A 17,291-nucleotide genomic window follows, 5' to 3' on the forward strand; every position below is an offset into this window, starting at 1 on the left:
AAGGTTGGCTGACAGAAAAAGCGACCTTCGGGTCGCTTTTTTTTTGTCTGATGCAGGTCAGTTGAAAAAATGAAATTCGAACGACAACCCTGTGGCGAGGGAGCTTGCTCCCGCTGGGGCGCGTAGCGGCCCTGTTTTGGGGCTGCTGCGCAGCCCAGCGGGAGCAAGCTCCCTCGCCACAGGGGTCTGCGTTCGGCGGGACCCTGTCACTGCAACCCCGCAAGTCGCCCCTCGATAAACCGCCGTTCCGGCAGTTGCTGCGTCAGTTCGAGCGCTCGGCGGTACGCCGCCCTCGCCTCGTCCAATCGTCCCAATTGACGACAGAATTCCGCCTGCGCCGAATAGGCCAGGTGATAGTCGAGTAATTCCCCACGCTCCAGGATCGCCTCGACCAGGCGCAAGCCGACTTCCGGTCCGTCGCGCTTGGCCAGGGCAGCGGCGCGGTTGAGTTCGATCACCGGCGACGGCACGGCGCGCAGCAGCTCATCATAAAGCCCGACGATCTGCGGCCAGTCGGTCTGCTCTGCCGTCGGTGCTTCGGCATGCACCGCCGCAATCGCCGCCTGCAGGCAGTACGGCCCGAACCGCCGGGTCTTCAGCGCAGCCTCCACCAATGCACAGCCCTCGGCGATCAGCTCGGCATCCCACAAGGATCGTGCCTGTTCATCCAGCAGGATCAGTTCACCGGTCGATGACGTCCGTGCCGGGCGCCGGGATTCGTGCAGCAGCATCAATGCCAGCAACCCCATGACCTCCGCGTCGGGCAGCAACTCCATCAGCAGGCGCCCGAGGCGGATGGCTTCGCGCGTCAGGTCTTCGCGGGTCAGCTCGGCACCCATCGAGGCCGAATAACCCTCGTTGAACACCAGGTAGATCACCCGCAGCACACTGTCCAGCCGTTCCGGCAGTTCCGCGCGGGATGGCACTTGGTAGGGGATCCTGGCATCGCGGATTTTCGCCTTGGCCCGCACGATACGCTGGGCAATGGCCGCCGGGGCGGCGAGGAATGCCCGGGCGATTTGCTCGGTGGTCAGGTCGCAGACTTCCCGCAACGTCAGGGGCACTTGGGCATCCGCCGCCAGGGCCGGGTGGCAACAGGTAAAAATCAGCCGCAGGCGATCATCTTCCACGTCTTCGTCACTCCACTGGCCCTGCTCCAGCTCTTCGAGCTGGGCGATCAACATCGGCCGGGACGCGGCGAAACGCGCGCGCCGGCGCAAACTGTCGATGGCTTTGAAACGCCCGGCAGACACCAGCCAGGCCCGCGGGTTGTCCGGCACCCCGTCGCGCTGCCAGCGCTCGACCGCAATGAAGAAGGCCTCGTGCAAGGCTTCTTCGGCGAGGTCGAAGTCCCCCAGCAGGCGAATCAACGTCGCCAGGATTCTCCGCGAGTCTTGCCGATAAACCTGCTCGACCCGCGCCTGGACCGCTTCGACCGACATCAGTCGGGCATGCCTTGGGGGCCCCACCCTTGGACCAACAAGGCTGGCTCGCTCCGGGGGCGGAAATTCTTCTGACGCGGGGCGTCGATCGTTCGGCTGATGAATAACGCGTAGGGGGCAGCTGCAAGGTTCATGAATGAAGTCCTGTTTGTATTTATTGTTCAGGGGTTCAGTTGGCGTACCGGTCGCACTTCGACGCAGCCGACCCGGGCCGCCGGGATATTGCCGGCGACCTGGATGGCTTCGTTGAGGTCCTTGGCATCGATCAGGTAGAAGCCGGCCAGTTGCTCCTTGGTTTCGGCGAACGGGCCGTCGATGATCGACAGCTTGCCGCCGCGCATGCGCACCGTGGTGGCGGTCTGCACCGACTCCAGGGCCTCGGCGGCCAGCATCCGCCCACTGCCCTGGATCGATTCGGCATAGGCCATGCACTCGGCGTCCTCCGGGCTGTCGGGCGAGTTGTGCAGCGTGTGTTCGTTGCTATACACCAGGCATAGGTACTTCATGGAAGGCTCCACGATCGGACTGATCAACTATGGACGGTAGAATGTGGCTCGGCAAAAAAACCGACGATCAGGGTTGTAGGTCGAACAGCGTCGTACCGGCCATCGGGTCGAACGGCGCGGACCAATGTTCATGGACGATCCGCCATTGCCCGGCTACACGCCGGTAGCAGGCCGTCACACGCATCCAGCAGGCCTGTTCCTCGCCCTTGTCATTGGTGCCGCCACAATAGGCCAGCCAGTGAGCGAAGGCGATGTTCTCTGCCGGGGTAATCTTGACCTGATGGAAGTCGAACTTGTGCGGGCCGGGGCACATTTCCATGCAGGCTTGCCAATGGGCCCGGTAAGCGGTCTTGCCCTTGAATTGCAAGGCCTGGATGGCATCGAACGAGACGATGTCTTCGTCATAGAGTGCCATGACCTTTTCAACGTCCTTGGCCATGACCGCTTGGCGATAGGTGTCGATCAGGACCTGGATTTCGGTTTCAGTGGCTTGGGTATTCATGGTGATTCTCCGCAGTTTTTTGTTGAAGACACCCTTTGTCGTTTGGACAAACAGCAAATCGACAACCCAACAAAAATGATTCAAAGAAAAAATTCGCTAGAATCCAGGTTCTATTCTGCTGGCAAACAACGGACGTTCTTGTGACCGCTCAGCTTGTACCCTACGAAGACCTGACCCCGCTGCAACGCGAACAGGTCGGTGCCATCGAAATCCACCCCGAACAGATCAAGTTCGCTGGCGATATCCACGGCGCCCTGCACACGCTGCTGTCCAAGCCAGGCCCCGGAGTCAAAGGGTTTGCGCTATTGGCTGAAGAGGTGCCAGTGGCCTTCCTGCTGCTCAAGCGCCCACCGGTACTGCCCGCCTGGGCCAATGAACACAGCGCCACCCTGCATGCCCTGCAAGTCGATCACCGGGCCCAGGGCAAAGGTTATGGCAAGGCCTGCCTACAGGCGCTACCCGCCGTGGCGCGAGCAGCCTGGCCGGAAATCCGCGGGCTGGAACTGTCGGTTGACGCCGATAACGACTCGGCCATCGGCCTGTATTCCCGGCTGGGCTGGGTCGACAGTGGCGAGGCCTACAAGGGCCGCATCGGTTACGAGCGCCGGATGGGGTTGGCGTTCTGATGGACCTCGCCCCATAGACTTAGGATGAATGGATGATGTTGACCTCGATTGAACAGCTGGAAGCCCTTTATGGCCTGCCCCACGAACGGGCCGTACGCAAACAGATCCCCTTCCTGAACGAGGATTACCAGGCGATGGTCCGGGCCTCGCCCCTGGTGGTCATCGGTTCGGCAGGGCCCGACGGCCTCGATAGCTCGCCCCGGGGCGATGCGCCGGGTTTCGTACAGGTCCTCGACGAGCACACCCTGGCCTTGCCGGATCGCCCCGGCAACAACCGCATCGACACCCTGCGCAACGTGCTGCACGATCCACGGGTATCGCTGCTGTTCCTCATTCCCGGGATTGGCGAGACCTTGCGGGTCAACGGTACGGCCCGGATCAGCGCCGACCCCGCACTGCTGGAACGCTTTGCAGTCAACGGCAAGCCGGCTCGCACGGTGCTGCTGGTGACGGTCGAAGCGGCGTTTTTCCATTGTTCCAAAGCCATCGTGCGCTCAGACCTGTGGAATCCGGCTCGCCATCTCGAGCGCTCGGCCCTGCCCAGCGCCGGGGCGATCCACAAGCGCTTGAATGGTGGGCAGTTCGATGCCGAAACTTATGACCGTGAAGCACCTGCGCGGGTGCAGGCCAGCCTGTACTGAAGCGGCGACGATCAGCTTGGCTTGAGCGGGATCCAGATCTCCAGGGTGCCTTCGCCGGTCCTGGGGTTGAAGTCCTCGCTGTAGCGCTCGAACTCCGGCAGCTCGGCCGCTGTATGACCGGAATGTGGCAGCCACTCGTTCCAGATGTATTGGAACGTGTCCGGTAGTTGTTTCAACGGCCCCTTGTGTTCGAAGACGGCGTAATACCCAGGCTGGATTTCGATCCAGCGGTATTGCTCCGGCAGATCGTCGAGCCGGCTGATTTCCACGCCAGCGATGTATTCGAACCCACCCTTCCCGTCCGGGTTGCAACACACGCCGTAGGTCACTTCATCTTTCTGCCCTGGCACCTTGCCGAGCCAGGGCAGGAACTTTTCCCAGAGCAAAGGAATGTCCTGGGCAGTGTCCTGGGTAAACCGAGCACCAAAGCCGGCGATAAGCTGAAAACGTCCCTGTTCAAAGCGTGGTTGGGCTATGTAATCGCGTTTGTGCTTTTCCATGCGGCAACACTCCAGCAAAACGTGAAGTCGGGTTTGGCAGTATAGAAGCCAAACCGTGATTGCCAGGGCCGTTTCGCCTGTCAGATTCCAGGCAAGGCGTTGGCGACAGCTTTTCCTACAAACTCGTTGTAGCCAGAAACGATCACGTACACCGCGAAATAGCAGAAGATCGCGGCGGATGCCCAATAGGAGTAACGCAGCAGTTTATCCCCCAACAATTTGCCACCCTGGGTTGCCGCCAGGCACAGGGCCGCGCACCACAACAATCCGGCGCAGAGAAAACCACTGAGGAACAGCGCCGAGCTGAGCAAGGTGCCACCACCCGAACGCGCGATAAGTGTACCGCCCACCGCAGCGAACCAGAGGATGGCACTGGGCGACGACATGGCCAGGAAAATCCCGCGAAAGAACTCCTGGCGCGAGGAACTGCCCTGCACCTCCCCGGCCTCGGCGAGCACGGCGCTGTGATAAATCGCCGAATGGATCATCTTCGCCGCGAAATACAGCAACAGCACCGAGCCACCGAGCCACAGCACCCAACGCACCGCCTCGTATTGCAGCAGGACTGTCATGCCCGCCAAGGCCAGGACGGCGTAGATCAGGTCGCCCACGCAGGTGCCCAGGCCCAAGGCGAAACCCTGGAAGTAACCGCGCTGCATCGCCAGGGTGATCATTGCGATATTGGCCACGCCTATGTCCAGGCACAGGGAGAGACTCAGCAGGAAACCGCTGGAAAATTCCATTATTCATTCCGTTCGATTGGGCTACAGCGAATTCAACGGCCCGCAGCCGGCGTTGATGGCTGCGTGGCAAGGTCGACAGTGTCGTCGAAAATAGTTGCGCGCGGCTACTGGACAATCCGACATCCGCCCGATTATCTTGCGCCGCAGGCCACCGCAGTGGCCAACGTCGCTCGGACGGTTCCGGGCGCTCACGTATCTCGAGGCAACAATGGCCGAACAAGGTTCGCCGCGCCGCTTTGCGCGCATCGATCGACTCCCCCCTTACGTATTCAATATCACTGCCGAGCTGAAGATGGCTGCGCGTCGGCGCGGCGAAGACATCATCGACTTGAGCATGGGTAACCCCGACGGCGCCACACCCCCGCACATCGTGGAAAAACTGGTCACCGTCGCCCAGCGGGAAGACACCCACGGCTATTCCACCTCCAAAGGCATCCCGCGCCTGCGCCGCGCCATTTCGCGCTGGTACAAGGATCGCTATGAGGTGGACATCGACCCGGAAACCGAAGCCATTGTCACCATCGGCTCCAAGGAAGGCCTCGCCCACCTGATGCTGGCCACCCTGGACCAGGGCGACACGGTGCTGGTGCCCAATCCCAGCTATCCGATCCACATTTACGGCGCGGTGATCGCCGGCGCCCAAGTCCGTTCGGTACCGCTGGTGCCAGGGGTGGATTTCTTCGCTGAACTGGAGCGGGCCATCCGCGGCTCGATTCCCAAGCCGAAGATGATGATCCTCGGCTTCCCCTCCAACCCCACCGCCCAGTGCGTGGAGCTGGATTTCTTCGAACGGGTCATCGCCCTGGCCAAACAATACGACGTCCTGGTGATCCACGACCTGGCCTACGCCGACATCGTCTACGACGGCTGGAAAGCCCCGTCGATCATGCAGGTGCCCGGCGCGAAAGACATCGCGGTGGAGTTCTTCACGCTGTCCAAGAGCTACAACATGGCTGGCTGGCGCATCGGTTTCATGGTGGGCAACCCGGAACTGGTCAACGCCCTCGCGCGGATCAAGAGCTACCACGACTACGGCACCTTCACGCCGCTGCAAGTGGCCGCCATCGCCGCCCTTGAAGGCGACCAGCAATGCGTGCGCGACATCGCCGAGCAGTACCGCCAGCGCCGCAACGTACTGGTCAAGGGGCTGCATGAACTGGGCTGGATGGTGGAAAACCCCAAGGCGTCGATGTACGTCTGGGCCAAGATTCCCGAAGCCTATGCCCACCTGGGCTCACTGGAATTTGCCAAGAAGCTGTTGGCCGAAGCCAAGGTCTGCGTCTCGCCGGGGGTGGGGTTCGGGGAATATGGGGATGATCACGTGCGCTTCGCGCTGATCGAAAACCAGGACCGGATTCGCCAGGCGGTGCGTGGGATCCGTGGGATGTTCAGGGCCGATGGCTTGGTTCACAAAACCAACGGCTGAGACAAGAACCCATTGCGGCGAGGGAGCTTGCTCCCGCTGGGCCGCGAAGCGGCCCCAATGCGGCCACCGCTGCATTCCAATGAATCGCGGTAGCCGTTGCGACTGCTTCGCAGTCGAGCGGGAGCAAGCTCCCTCGCCACATATGGTGTGTTGCGGTTAGACCACCAGCGACAGCAGCAGGATAAAGATCAATCCCACCACCGACAGGATGGTTTCCATCGCGGTCCAGGTCTTGAAGGTCTCGGCCACGGTCATGTTGAAGTACTGCTTGACCAACCAGAAACCCGCGTCGTTGACGTGGGACAGGATCAACGAACCGGCACCGGTCGCCAGCACCAGCAGCTCACGGTTCACACCCGGCATCATCCCCACCACCGGCACCACGATCCCGGCACCGGTAATGGTCGCCACTGTCGCCGAGCCTGTGGCAATGCGGATCACCGCAGCCACCAGCCACGCCAGCAGGATCGGCGAGATCTGCGCACTCACCGCCATGTGGCCGATCACGTCACCCACACCACTGGTCACCAGCATCTGCTTGAAGCCACCGCCCGCACCGATGATCAGGATAATCGCGGCGGTCGGCGCCAGGCTGGCGTCCAGCCATTTGAGCATCTGGCTGGAACCGATGCCCTGCTTGTAGCCGAAGGTGTACAGCGACAGCAGCAACGCCAGCAGCAACGCCGAGATCGGGTGGCCGATCATGTCCATCCAGGCGCGGAAGAGGTTGCCATCGGGCAGCGCCACGTCAGCGAAGGTCTTGAGCAGCATCAGGAATACCGGCGACAGCACGGTGATCAGGGTGATACTGAAGCTTGGCAGATCTGCGGAGTCCGTCTTACGGGCCAGTTGATCCACCAGCTCCTGGTTTGGATGGCCGGGAATGTGCTTGGCAATGAACGTACCGAAGATCGGGCCGGCAATGATGGCCGTCGGCAGTGCGACGATCAGGCCATAGAGAATGGTCTTGCCGATGTCGGCGCCAAATATGCCAATCGCCAGCAACGGCCCCGGGTGCGGCGGCACCAGGCCGTGGACCGCGGAAAGACCGGCCAGCAGCGGGATACCGATCTTGATGATCGACACGCCCGTGCGACGTGCAACGATGAACACCAGCGGGATCAGCAGCACGAAGCCGATTTCGAAGAACAGCGGAATGCCTACCAGGAACGCGGCGAACATCATCGCCCACTGCACCTTGTCCTTGCCGAAGGCGCGGATCAGGGTCTGGGCGATCTGGTCGGCCCCGCCCGACTCGGCCATCATTTTGCCGAGCATCGTGCCCAGCGCCAGGATGATGCCGACAAAGCCCAGTACGCCACCGAAGCCGTCCTGGAACGCCTTGATGATGGTGCCGGTCGGCATGCCCGACGTCAGGCCGAGGAACGCGGCGGCGATGGTCAGTGCGATGAACGGGTGGAATTTGAACTTGGTGATGAGGATGATGAGTCCGATCACCGTGACCACTGCATCGAGCAGCAGGAACGTCTCGTGGGACATGCCGAACATGGGAGGTGTCTCCTGATTTGTTGTTGTTATTGAAGCAGTTATTGGTTAGCCGTCGGGGTAGCGCTATCTTTCTGACGCAAACTTTTTGAAACTCAGCCAGCAAGCTTCAAACCATGGTCCAACCACCAGACGTAAGCCTGATGCGCCAACTCTTCAACGCTGTGGCTGGACGCATCCAGAGCCAGGGTCAGGGGCTCGCCGACAGGGGATTGCAGGGTGGCAAACTGGCTGTCGATCAACGTCGACGGCATGAAATGGCCGGGACGATGGGAAACCCGGTCGGCGGCCACTTCAGGGGTCAATTCAAGGAACACGAAGCCAAGGCCTGGCAAGGCACTGCGCAGACGCTCGCGATAACTGTGCTTGAGGGCCGAGCAGGTCAGCACCGGGCGCTCGCCCTTGGCGTCGACACGGCGCAACTCATCACACAGGCTGTCGAGCCAGCCGGCACGGTCGTCGTCGTTCAAGGGAATACCGGCGCTCATCTTCTGGATGTTGGCCGCAGGATGGAAAGTGTCGCCTTCAATGGCAGTGGCGCCACTCAACTCGCATAGCGCCTGGCTGACGCAAGTTTTGCCGCAACCGGCAACGCCCATGATGACCAGGGCGGTGATGGGATTATTCATGTAACACCTCAGCGCGCAGACAGCGCTACCTTTGCCAGTTATGACACCGCAGCAAAAGCAGAAGTTGCCGACGCCTTCTTGTCATTTTTGTGGTTGCAGCATGTTCGTTCACGACACCAGCACACGGGGGATCAGGCAAACCCCACTTACGCAATTGCAGCCGCGTCGAGACAGCGCTACCTTAGTACCTTGATTTTTGTTTGGCAAGCCGCCCTGATGACCGCCCCTAAAAACGATAAGAATACTCGCACCACCGGTCGCCCTACGCTCAACGAAGTCGCACGCCTGGCCGGTGTCAGCCCCATCACCGCCTCCCGTGCCCTTCGCGGCGTCAGCACCGTAGCCGTCGATCTGGTGGAAAAAGTCCGCCAGGCCGCCTCGGAGCTCAACTACGTCGTCAACCCCGCCGCCCGCGCCCTGGCTTCGGCCCAGAGCCATTCGGTGGTGGTGCTGGTGCCGTCGTTGTCCAACCTGTTGTTCATCGACACCCTGGAAGCCATTCATCGGGTGCTGCGCCCCAAGGGTTTCGAAGTGGTGATCGGCAACTATCACTACTCCCGGGACGAAGAAGAAGACCTGCTGCGCAACTACATGGCCTATCAGCCGCGTGGTTTGCTGCTGACCGGTTTCGACCGCACCGAAAGTGCCCGACGCATGATCGAGGCCAGCAACATTCCCTGCGTGTACATGATGGAACTGGACCCCGGCGCGGGGCTCAACTGCGTCGGTTTTTCCCAGCTCAAGGCCGGCGAAACAGCGGCTGAGCACCTGATTTCCAAAGGTCGCAAGCGCCTGGCCTACATCGGCGCGCAACTGGATCAACGCACCCTGCTGCGTGGCGAAGGTTTTCGCCGCGCCCTGCAGAAAGCCGGCCGCTATGACCCGGACCTGGAACTGCTGACCCCGCGTCCGTCATCGGTAGGCCTGGGCGGCGAGCTGTTCCTGCAATTGCTGGCCAGTCATCCGGACGTCGACGCAATCTTCTTCGGCAACGACGACCTGGCCCACGGCGCCCTGCTCGAAGCATTGCGCTGCGGCATCAAGATTCCCGAGCAGGTGTCGATCCTCGGTTTCAACGACCTGCCTGCCTCGGCCCACATGGTGCCGCGCCTGAGCAGCATCAGCACCCCACGGGAAGCCATCGGCCGCCGCGCCGCCGAGCAAATGCTGACGCTGATGGCCGGCAACCGCATCGCGCAGCCGGTGGTGGACCTGGGTTTCGAACTCAAGGTTCGCGAAAGCACCTGAGGCGCCACGTTCAAGCGGTCGATCCATGCCGTCCGACGGCAAGGGTTGGCCGCCCCGCTCGTCCACACCCCTTGGAATACGGACCTTGCGAGGGCGGCATGGGAATTGCTCCTGCCCATCGCTCAGCCATTACCCACAGGTGTTCATCATGTTGATCAGTGCAAAACAGCAAGCGATGGTCTTGCCGCTCAAACGCCCGGGCGAAGATCCCACCGCCGAAGCCGCCAGCGGCCTGCAAAGTGCCGCGTTGCAGGCCTTGCGCGATAACGTCCAGGTCCAGGCCAGCCAGGGCGCTGCCCAAGTCCAGGACTCCTTCACCAAACGAGCCACGCAACAGGTCAATGCGAGCACCGCCATCAGCGACAACGTCGACGAGGCATTCGCCAAGACCCGCGTGCAATTGCAGACTGTTGCTTCACCCGCGTCCGAAGAAACCACAACGCTTGGAGGTTCTGCGACGGCAGAATTCAAGGACTACATGAGCAAGACGCCCGAAGAGCGCTTGCGCGACAGTATTCTCGAAGAAATGGGCATTACTGAGGAAGAGTTCGAGGCGATGCCGCCCGAGAAGCAGATGGCGGTCAGCCAGGAGATTGCCCAGCGCATGCAGGACAAGTCGGCGATGGCACAAGTGGAAAAGGCCCAGCAGAACCGCACCGACGACAAAGCCTCGGCCACTGACATGTTTCTCGCCTCGCTTTGAGCCTCGGCACATGGCGGAGCGTTTGAGCTGGGGTTAGCGCCCCAGCTCAAACCTGAGGCCAACCGAGGCAGTGTCGGCTCAATGTCCGAACAGGTTCACCTTCTTGGTTTTTTTGTCGGCGCGCTTTTCATCGGCAGTCTTCGCCGGTTTTTTCTTTGCCGCTTTTTTTGAATCCATGCCTTTGGCCATGATACGTACTCCACTCATACGGGATGTGAAGTCAGGTATACACCTATCGCCGCCCCTGCGTTCTTTTATAATCGCCCTCCCCTTATCGCCCACGACCCTGTCATGTCCGAAATCCATTACGCAGCGCTCGAAGAATCGCTTTGGCCGCTGATGAACAAGTTTTATCGCGCCCACCAATCCTCGATGAAAGCGGTGCGTGACGCGCAGCTTTGGGTGGCGCGGCGGGATGAGATCGTCGCCGCCCTGTGCCTGCGACCGGTGTCGGGCGGACATTGGTTGACGGGGTTGTTCGTCGACCCGGCGTACCGCGTACAGGGCATCGCCGCACGGTTGATCGCCGAAGCGGTGAACGGCGTGAATGAACCGGTGTGGCTGTTCTGCCACCCGGACTTGCGCGGTTTTTATGAGCGACATGGTTTCAGCTTCGACCCCGAACTGCCCTATGCGATGGCTGAGCGCCTGAGCCGATATGCGCGTAGCAAGCCGATGATTGCGATGGGGTGGGAGCCTTCGCGCCCTTCCTGACACAGCTCGCTCCCCACAGGGTTCGGTGGGGTATCAATCGTCGGCCGTGGGGTCCAGGTCCGGGAACATCACCTCGGTAAACCCGAACTTGCTGAAATCACTGATACGCGACGGGTACAAGCGCCCGATCAGGTGATCACATTCATGCTGCACCACCCGCGCATGAAAGCCCGACGCGTAACGCACGATCGGCTCGCCCTTGGGATCGAAGCCTTCGTAGCGGATGTCCCGGTAGCGCTCGACCGCCCCGCGCAGGCCCGGCACTGACAGGCAACCTTCGAACCCCTCTTCCATCTGCGGGCCCAGTGGGGTGATCAGCGGGTTGATCAGGATGGTCTGGGGCACCGCCTCGGCGTCGGGGTAACGCTCGCTGTGCTCGAAGCCGAAGATCACCAGTTGCAGGTCCACGCCGATCTGTGGCGCCGCCAGGCCGACGCCGCCGACGCTTTCCATGGTCTGGAACATGTCATCGATCAGTTGCCACAATTCTGGGCTGTCGAACATTTCGGTGGGCACCGGCGGGGCGATGCGCAGCAGGCGTTCGTCGCCCATTTTCAGGATGTCACGGATCATGGTCGGGCTTCGTCAGGGTGGGGATGAGGGATGGAATGGTCGCGGCCCAGGCCCGACACATGCTGTTTTTCGTGCTCGCCGGCGCTCTTTTCCCCCGGGTTCTTGCCCTCGGTGGACATGTGCTCGATCACCGCATTCATCTCCGCACCGAGCAGCAGCACTGCCGAAGAAATATAGAAATACAGCAACAACACGATGATCGCACCGATGCTGCCATACATGGCGTTGTAGTTGGCAAAGGTCTTGACGTAAAACGCAAAGCCCAGGGAGGCAATGATCCATACCACCACTGCCAGCACCGACCCCGGCGTGATGAAGCGAAACTCCTGCTTGACGTCGGGCATCACGTAATAGATCAGCGCCACGGCCACCATCAGCAAGATCACGATCACCGGCCAGCGCACGATCGTCCAGAGCGTGACGATGAACTCCTCCAAGCCGACCTGGGCCGCAATCCAGCCCATTACCTGTGGCCCGAGTACCATCAACGCCGCAGCGGCCAGCAACATGCCGGCGATACCGACGGTGTAGAAGATCGACAGCGGAAAACGCTTCCAGGCCGGGCGGCCCTCCACCACATCGTAGGCGGCGTTCATCGCGCTCATCATCAGCCGCACGCCTGCCGAGGCAGTCCACAACGCAATGACGATACCCACCGACAACAATCCACCCTTGGATTGCTGGAGCTGGTCGATCACCGGATTGACCTGCTCCAGGGCCTGGGGTGGCAGCACCAGCTCCGATTGCAGGCGCAGCCAGGAAAAGAAGTCCGGCAGGTGCAGGAAGCCGATCAACGCGATCAAAAAGAGAATGAAAGGAAACAGCGAAAACAGCATCTGGTAGGCCAATGCCGAGGCGTAGGTCGACATCTCGTCGTCGAGAAACTCGGTCACGGTGCGCATCATCACACGATGCAAGGGTAAGCCTTTCAAGGCCGGGAACATCATGTGCGTCTCCTTTCGCCGCAAAAAAAGGGGGTCGCTTGGCGACTCAGGGGGCCGTTATCACAACAAAGTAGCCTGTTTGGCGACGTTGGATCAATTTCGTCTTTCATGCCCGACGCTGAATTGACCGGCGATTGCCAAACCAAGTTTCATTGTTCCTACAGGCGGGGCTTTATGTTTGCCCGGCAACCACCGAGAATGCCCCACGTATTCAGGCTGCGGCCTGAAGCTCCAACCCCGTAGGAACGTTATGAAACTCGATAAAAAGCAGGCCATCGCCCGCAGGAACCAGGTACTGGGCGGCGCCGTACTGGGCGTCAACAACTGCCACTTCAGCGAATTGAACCGCAACCGCAACATCTTCTGGTTCGATATCCCGGTGGCGCGCCTGGCCATCGGTCAATACGAATGGATTCACCTGCTGCTGCACACGCCGGCCACCGATGAGCTGCTGCACCTGAAGGTGCCGACCGTGTTCCTGCGCGAGAAAATGGAAGGCTTGGAAGTGCGCAACCAGGGCAAGCGCAAGGCGGCCCTGAGCCTGGAGCTGAGCGCCGACAAGGATTCCTACCTGCAGGACATGCGACCAGGTGGTACTAACCTGGATTTTGCGCAGTTCCGGTTGTAACCGGACCCGAGAAGCACCCGCTCACCTGTGGCGAGGGAGCTTGCTCCCGCTGGGCTGCGCAGCAGCCCCCTTCGATCCAACTGACACCCCACAAGGGGCCGCTGCGCGTCCAGCGGGAGCAAGCTCCCTCGCCACAAAGGCGGTATCGCTTCAGGTCATCGCCCAACAAAAAGCCCCGCTTCTGCGGGGCTTTCGTCTACAAGCTTTTACTTTTTCAGCCCCAGCTTCCTGAGCTCTTCATCCCGCAACTCGCGCCGCAGGATCTTGCCCACGTTGGTGGTCGGCAAGGCATCACGGAACTCCACGGCCTTGGGCACCTTGTAGCCGGTGACGTTGGCACGCATGTGTTCCATCACCTGCTCCTTGGTCAACGTGACACCCGGTCGTGCGACGATGAAGATCTTGATCGCCTCGCCGGACTTCTCGTCCGGTATGCCGATGGCCGCGCACTGCAGCACGCCCGGCAGGGTTGCCAGCACGTCTTCCAGCTCGTTGGGGTACACGTTGAAACCGGAGATCAGGATCATGTCTTTCTTGCGATCGACGATACGCATGTAGCCGTCCGGCTGGATCACCGCGATGTCACCGGTCTTGAGCCAGCCTTCGCTGTCGAGGATCTCGTCGGTGGCGTCCTGGCGCTGCCAGTAGCCCTTCATGACCTGCGGACCTTTCACACACAATTCGCCGATTTCGCCCAATGGCTGTTCGACGCCCGCGTCATTGATCACCTTGCACAGCGTCGACGGCACCGGAATGCCGATGGTGCCGATCTGGATGTTCTGGATCGGGTTGACGGTGGCCACCGGGCTGGTTTCGGTCATGCCATAACCTTCGCAGATCGGGCAGCCGGTCACCGCTTTCCAGCGCTCGGCTGCTGCCAGTTGCAGGGCCATGCCGCCAGACAGGGTGACTTTCAGGGCCGAGAAATCCAGCTTGCGGAAGGCTTCGTTGTTGCACAGGGCCACGAACAGCGTATTGAGCCCGACGAAACCGCTGAACTTCCACTTCGACAGCTCCTTGACCATCGCCGGCAGGTCACGCGGGTTGCTGATCAGGATGTTGTGGTTGCCGATCAGCATCATTGCCATGCAATGAAAGGTGAAAGCATAGATGTGGTACAGCGGCAGCGGCGTGATCAGGATCTCGCAACCTTCATTGAGGTTGGAGCCCATCAGCGCCTTGCACTGCAACATGTTCGCCACCAGGTTGCGGTGGGTGAGCATCGCGCCCTTGGCCACGCCAGTGGTGCCGCCGGTGTATTGCAGCACTGCTACATCGTCGCTGGTGGGGTTGGCTTCGTTCACCGGCTGGCCGTGGCCTTTGCTCAGCACGTCGTTGAACTTGACGGCCTTGGGCAAGTGATAGGCCGGGACCATCTTCTTGACGTACTTGATCACGCTGTTGATCAACAGGCGCTTGAGCGGCGGCAGCAGGTCGGCGACTTCGGTGACGATGACGTGCTTGACGCTCGTCTTGGGCACCACGGCCTCGGCCAGGTGCGCCATGTTCGCCAGGCACACCAGCGCCTTGGCCCCGGAGTCATTGAACTGGTGTTCCATTTCCCGCGCGGTGTACAGCGGGTTGGTGTTGACCACGATCAGCCCGGCGCGGATCGCACCAAACACGGCCACCGGGTACTGGAGAACGTTGGGCAACTGCACGGCGATTCGATCGCCGGGCTGTAAATCGGTATGCTGTTGCAGGTACGCGGCAAAGGCACCGGACAACTCGTAGAGTTCACCGTAGGTGATTGTCTTGCCGAGGTTGCTGAATGCCGGCTTGTTGGCAAAGCGTTGGCAGGACTGCTTCAACACCGCCTGAATATTCGGATACTCGTCTGGATTGATGTCGGCAGCAATCCCAGCTGGGTACTTATCCTTCCAAAAGTCTTCAATCATGGAAGCCCACTCCTCAGCAACGCGAATTCTCACCGCATTTGATGCGATTATTATTGGTGTGTGTTTATTGGTGAATCTGGCTTGAATCAAGGCCGAGAAGTCACAAAAGCGCGCCGAGAGTAGCAGCTTTGCCGGGGGCCGACTAGAGCCAAAAGCAGCCCCCACAGTCACAAACATGACTCATGAACGCCTAATAGTCATTTTTAGAGTAAAAATACCAAACCTCATCTGAATCGCCCTGGATACCCAAAAAACTGTGGGAGCGAGCAAGCTCGCTCCCACAGGGGGTTCTACTGGACCTCTCTGACCTCAGGCGATATCCCGCAGCTCCCGCCGCAGGATCTTGCCCACCGGGGTCATCGGCAATGAGTCCCGCAACACGATGTGCTTGGGTATCTTGTAGCCGGTGAAGTTCTCCTTGCAGTAGGCCTTGAGTTCTTCAAGGCTGACGCCGGTTTCGCGCGCCACCACGAACAGCTTCACCGCCTCCCCCGAGCGTTCGTCCGGCACGCCGATCACCGCACAGTTGGCCACCTTGGGATGGGCCATCACCACGTCTTCGATCTCGTTGGGGTACACATTGAAGCCCGAGACAATGATCATGTCCTTCTTGCGGTCGACGATGCGCACGAAACCGTCCGGGTCGATCACCGCAATATCGCCGGACCTGAACCAGCCCTCGTGGTCCAGCACTTCGGCCGTGGCCTCAGGCTTGTTCCAGTAGCCTTTCATGATCTGCGGGCCCTTGATGCACAGCTCGCCGCGCTCGCCCAGGGGCTGCTCGACGCCATCGTCGTTGATCACTTTCATCAGCGTGCCCGGCACCGGCATCCCCACCGTGCCCAGCCGGGACTTGCCGCCGTAAGGATTGGCACTGGCCACCGGTGAGGTTTCGGTCAGGCCATAACCTTCGGTGATACCGCACCCGGTGATCTGCTCCCAACGCTCGGCGGTGGCCTTGATCAGCGCCGTGCCACCTGAGTTGGTGACCTTGAGGTTGGAAAAATCCAGGGCCTTGAAATCCGGATGGTCCATCAAGGCCACGAACAACGTGTTGAGCCCCAGCAGCAGCGAGAAACGCCAGTTCTTCAGTTCCTTGATGAAACCACCGATGTCCCGCGGATTGGTGATCAGCACGTTGTGGTTGCCGGTCACCATCATGCACATGCAGTTCGCCGTGAACGCATAGATATGGTAAAGCGGCAGCGGTGCGATCATGACCTCCTGGCCCTCGCGCAACAGCGGATGGCCGTCATCGCCGAGCTGCCCCAGGCAGGCCCGGGCCTGTTGCATGTTGGCCACCAGGTTGCCGTGGGTCAGCATCGCGCCCTTCGCCAACCCTGTGGTGCCGCCGGTGTATTGCAACACCGCAATATCGTCGAGGCTGACTTTCAGCGGCTTGATGCCCTGGCCGCGCCCCAGGCGCAAGGCGCTCTTGAAGGAAATGGCCTGGGGCAGCGAATAGGCCGGGACCATTTTCTTGACCTTGCTCACCATCGTGTTGACCAGCCAGCCCTTGGCGGTGGGCATCAGGTCGCCCATCTTCGCTTCGATCAGGTACTGCAGGTCCGTATCGGGCAACACCTCCTGGACTTTCTGCCCGAACATGTTCAGGTACACCAGCGCCCGGGCACCGGAGTCCTTGAACTGATGACGCATTTCCCGCGCGGTGTACAAAGGGTTGGTGTTGACCACGATCAGCCCGGCGCGCAAGGCACCGAACACGGCGATCGGGTATTGCAGGATGTTGGGCATCTGCACCGCGATTCGATCACCTGGCGCCAGGTCGGTATGGGCTTGCAGGTAGCCGGCGAAAGCCGCGCTGTAGCGCTCCAGCTCGGCATAGGTGAGGGTCACCCCCATGTTGCTGAACGCCGGACGGTCGGCAAACTTCTTACAGGAACGTTCGAACACCTCGATCACCGACTTGTAGGCCCCAAGGTCGACATCCAGGGGCACCCCGGCCGGGCGTTTGTCATTCCAGAAATCAGGCTGCATTGTTTTTGTCCTCTTTACCTGAGCATGTCCGGGCCGCATCTGTATCGCTTGCAGAGGCGGAGCT

18 protein-coding genes are annotated in these 17,291 nt (G+C 60.7%); 7 read left to right on the plus strand and 11 right to left on the minus strand.

The window, feature by feature from the left end; all coding sequences use genetic code 11:
- Positions 1-206: 206 nt before the first annotated feature.
- The 3 genes from V7773_RS17290 to V7773_RS17300 all read right to left on the minus strand — a co-directional run bounded on the left by V7773_RS17290 (position 207) and on the right by V7773_RS17300 (position 2,450).
- Positions 207-1,442, minus strand: a complete 1,236-nt coding sequence (locus tag V7773_RS17290; RefSeq protein WP_336074242.1) for an RNA polymerase sigma factor — start codon at positions 1,440-1,442, stop codon at positions 207-209.
- 161 nt (positions 1,443-1,603) lie between these two features.
- Positions 1,604-1,948 (minus strand): YciI family protein, encoded by a 345-nt coding sequence (locus tag V7773_RS17295; protein WP_063322612.1) that lies wholly within the window; start codon positions 1,946-1,948, stop codon positions 1,604-1,606.
- Positions 1,949-2,015: 67 nt separating this feature from the next.
- Positions 2,016-2,450, minus strand: a complete 435-nt coding sequence (locus V7773_RS17300; protein WP_072342082.1) for a YybH family protein — start codon at positions 2,448-2,450, stop codon at positions 2,016-2,018.
- Positions 2,451-2,590: 140 nt separating this feature from the next.
- Here V7773_RS17300 and V7773_RS17305 point away from each other — a divergent pair, with 140 nt between their 5' ends.
- Both V7773_RS17305 and V7773_RS17310 read left to right on the plus strand, forming a co-directional pair.
- A complete protein-coding gene (locus tag V7773_RS17305) occupies positions 2,591-3,076 on the plus strand; it encodes a GNAT family N-acetyltransferase (RefSeq protein ID WP_092223131.1) in 486 nt (161 codons plus the stop codon).
- A gap of 35 nt (positions 3,077-3,111) precedes the next feature.
- Positions 3,112-3,717, plus strand: coding sequence for a pyridoxamine 5'-phosphate oxidase family protein (locus V7773_RS17310; RefSeq protein WP_336074244.1), 606 nt, complete (start codon positions 3,112-3,114; stop codon positions 3,715-3,717).
- Positions 3,718-3,728: 11 nt separating this feature from the next.
- On the opposite strand, the gene V7773_RS17315 is transcribed toward V7773_RS17310, so the two are convergent.
- Positions 3,729-4,217 carry a GyrI-like domain-containing protein gene (locus V7773_RS17315; protein ID WP_336074245.1) on the minus strand — a complete coding sequence of 163 codons (489 nt, stop codon included), beginning with the start codon at positions 4,215-4,217 and terminating at the stop codon, positions 3,729-3,731.
- A gap of 80 nt (positions 4,218-4,297) precedes the next feature.
- Positions 4,298-4,960: a LysE family translocator gene (locus V7773_RS17320; RefSeq protein ID WP_063322616.1), complete on the minus strand. Its 663-nt coding sequence runs from the start codon at positions 4,958-4,960 to the stop codon at positions 4,298-4,300.
- 208 nt (positions 4,961-5,168) lie between these two features.
- On the opposite strand from V7773_RS17320, the gene alaC reads away from it, so the two are divergent.
- Positions 5,169-6,386 (plus strand): alanine transaminase, encoded by a 1,218-nt coding sequence (gene alaC / locus V7773_RS17325; protein WP_063322617.1) that lies wholly within the window; start codon positions 5,169-5,171, stop codon positions 6,384-6,386.
- A gap of 156 nt (positions 6,387-6,542) precedes the next feature.
- On the opposite strand, the gene V7773_RS17330 is transcribed toward alaC, so the two are convergent.
- Positions 6,543-7,895, minus strand: a complete 1,353-nt coding sequence (locus V7773_RS17330) for a GntP family permease (RefSeq protein ID WP_063322618.1) — start codon at positions 7,893-7,895, stop codon at positions 6,543-6,545.
- Between the two features lie 92 nt (positions 7,896-7,987).
- The gene (locus V7773_RS17335; RefSeq protein WP_072342091.1) at positions 7,988-8,521 is read right to left on the minus strand and encodes a gluconokinase; all 534 of its coding nucleotides are present in this window, start codon (positions 8,519-8,521) and stop codon (positions 7,988-7,990) included.
- A 216-nt stretch (positions 8,522-8,737) separates the two neighbouring features.
- Between V7773_RS17335 and V7773_RS17340 the strand changes: the two genes are divergently transcribed.
- The 3 genes from V7773_RS17340 (at position 8,738) to V7773_RS17350 (ending at position 11,186) form a co-directional block, all read left to right on the plus strand.
- Positions 8,738-9,769 (plus strand): LacI family DNA-binding transcriptional regulator, encoded by a 1,032-nt coding sequence (locus tag V7773_RS17340; RefSeq protein ID WP_063322620.1) that lies wholly within the window; start codon positions 8,738-8,740, stop codon positions 9,767-9,769.
- A 148-nt stretch (positions 9,770-9,917) separates the two neighbouring features.
- Positions 9,918-10,472, plus strand: coding sequence for a hypothetical protein (locus V7773_RS17345; RefSeq protein WP_063322621.1), 555 nt, complete (start codon positions 9,918-9,920; stop codon positions 10,470-10,472).
- Positions 10,473-10,763: 291 nt separating this feature from the next.
- Complete coding sequence (locus V7773_RS17350; RefSeq protein WP_336074247.1) at positions 10,764-11,186, plus strand: GNAT family N-acetyltransferase; 423 nt, start codon at positions 10,764-10,766, stop codon at positions 11,184-11,186.
- Between the two features lie 33 nt (positions 11,187-11,219).
- Here V7773_RS17350 and def read toward each other — a convergent pair whose 3' ends face one another.
- Complete coding sequence (def, locus tag V7773_RS17355; protein ID WP_336074248.1) at positions 11,220-11,759, minus strand: peptide deformylase; 540 nt, start codon at positions 11,757-11,759, stop codon at positions 11,220-11,222.
- Complete coding sequence (locus V7773_RS17360) at positions 11,756-12,706, minus strand: YihY/virulence factor BrkB family protein (protein WP_057448927.1); 951 nt, start codon at positions 12,704-12,706, stop codon at positions 11,756-11,758. Before V7773_RS17360 ends, def begins: the two co-directional genes overlap by 4 nt.
- A 247-nt stretch (positions 12,707-12,953) precedes the next feature.
- On the opposite strand from V7773_RS17360, the gene V7773_RS17365 reads away from it, so the two are divergent.
- The gene (locus V7773_RS17365) at positions 12,954-13,331 is read left to right on the plus strand and encodes a hypothetical protein (protein WP_336074249.1); all 378 of its coding nucleotides are present in this window, start codon (positions 12,954-12,956) and stop codon (positions 13,329-13,331) included.
- Positions 13,332-13,537: 206 nt separating this feature from the next.
- Here V7773_RS17365 and fadD1 read toward each other — a convergent pair whose 3' ends face one another.
- Both fadD1 and fadD2 read right to left on the minus strand, forming a co-directional pair.
- Positions 13,538-15,229, minus strand: a complete 1,692-nt coding sequence (fadD1, locus tag V7773_RS17370) for a long-chain-fatty-acid--CoA ligase FadD1 (protein ID WP_092346778.1) — start codon at positions 15,227-15,229, stop codon at positions 13,538-13,540.
- Positions 15,230-15,538: 309 nt separating this feature from the next.
- A complete protein-coding gene (gene fadD2, locus V7773_RS17375; protein ID WP_336074251.1) occupies positions 15,539-17,227 on the minus strand; it encodes a long-chain-fatty-acid--CoA ligase FadD2 in 1,689 nt (562 codons plus the stop codon).
- Positions 17,228-17,291 lie beyond the last annotated feature (64 nt).

The sequence above is a fragment of the Pseudomonas sp. 3JA genome, from assembly GCF_036961705.1.
GTDB lineage: Bacteria > Pseudomonadota > Gammaproteobacteria > Pseudomonadales > Pseudomonadaceae > Aquipseudomonas > Aquipseudomonas fluorescens_Q.

Bases quoted from the DNA above. Each gene is read 5' to 3' on its own strand.
- V7773_RS17290 (WP_336074242.1), bottom strand. From the start codon at position 1,442: ATGTCGGTCGAAGCGGTCCAGGCGCGGGTCGAGCAGGTTTATCGGCAA.
- V7773_RS17295 (WP_063322612.1), bottom strand. From the start codon at position 1,948: ATGAAGTACCTATGCCTGGTGTATAGCAACGAACACACGCTGCACAAC.
- V7773_RS17300 (WP_072342082.1), bottom strand. From the start codon at position 2,450: ATGAATACCCAAGCCACTGAAACCGAAATCCAGGTCCTGATCGACACC.
- V7773_RS17310 (WP_336074244.1), top strand. From the start codon at position 3,112: ATGTTGACCTCGATTGAACAGCTGGAAGCCCTTTATGGCCTGCCCCAC.
- V7773_RS17315 (WP_336074245.1), bottom strand. From the start codon at position 4,217: ATGGAAAAGCACAAACGCGATTACATAGCCCAACCACGCTTTGAACAG.
- V7773_RS17320 (WP_063322616.1), bottom strand. From the start codon at position 4,960: ATGGAATTTTCCAGCGGTTTCCTGCTGAGTCTCTCCCTGTGCCTGGAC.
- alaC (WP_063322617.1), top strand. From the start codon at position 5,169: ATGGCCGAACAAGGTTCGCCGCGCCGCTTTGCGCGCATCGATCGACTC.
- V7773_RS17330 (WP_063322618.1), bottom strand. From the start codon at position 7,895: ATGTTCGGCATGTCCCACGAGACGTTCCTGCTGCTCGATGCAGTGGTC.
- V7773_RS17335 (WP_072342091.1), bottom strand. From the start codon at position 8,521: ATGAATAATCCCATCACCGCCCTGGTCATCATGGGCGTTGCCGGTTGC.
- V7773_RS17340 (WP_063322620.1), top strand. From the start codon at position 8,738: ATGACCGCCCCTAAAAACGATAAGAATACTCGCACCACCGGTCGCCCT.
- V7773_RS17345 (WP_063322621.1), top strand. From the start codon at position 9,918: ATGTTGATCAGTGCAAAACAGCAAGCGATGGTCTTGCCGCTCAAACGC.
- V7773_RS17350 (WP_336074247.1), top strand. From the start codon at position 10,764: ATGTCCGAAATCCATTACGCAGCGCTCGAAGAATCGCTTTGGCCGCTG.
- def (WP_336074248.1), bottom strand. From the start codon at position 11,759: ATGATCCGTGACATCCTGAAAATGGGCGACGAACGCCTGCTGCGCATC.
- V7773_RS17360 (WP_057448927.1), bottom strand. From the start codon at position 12,706: ATGATGTTCCCGGCCTTGAAAGGCTTACCCTTGCATCGTGTGATGATG.
- V7773_RS17365 (WP_336074249.1), top strand. From the start codon at position 12,954: ATGAAACTCGATAAAAAGCAGGCCATCGCCCGCAGGAACCAGGTACTG.
- fadD1 (WP_092346778.1), bottom strand. From the start codon at position 15,229: ATGATTGAAGACTTTTGGAAGGATAAGTACCCAGCTGGGATTGCTGCC.
- fadD2 (WP_336074251.1), bottom strand. From the start codon at position 17,227: ATGCAGCCTGATTTCTGGAATGACAAACGCCCGGCCGGGGTGCCCCTG.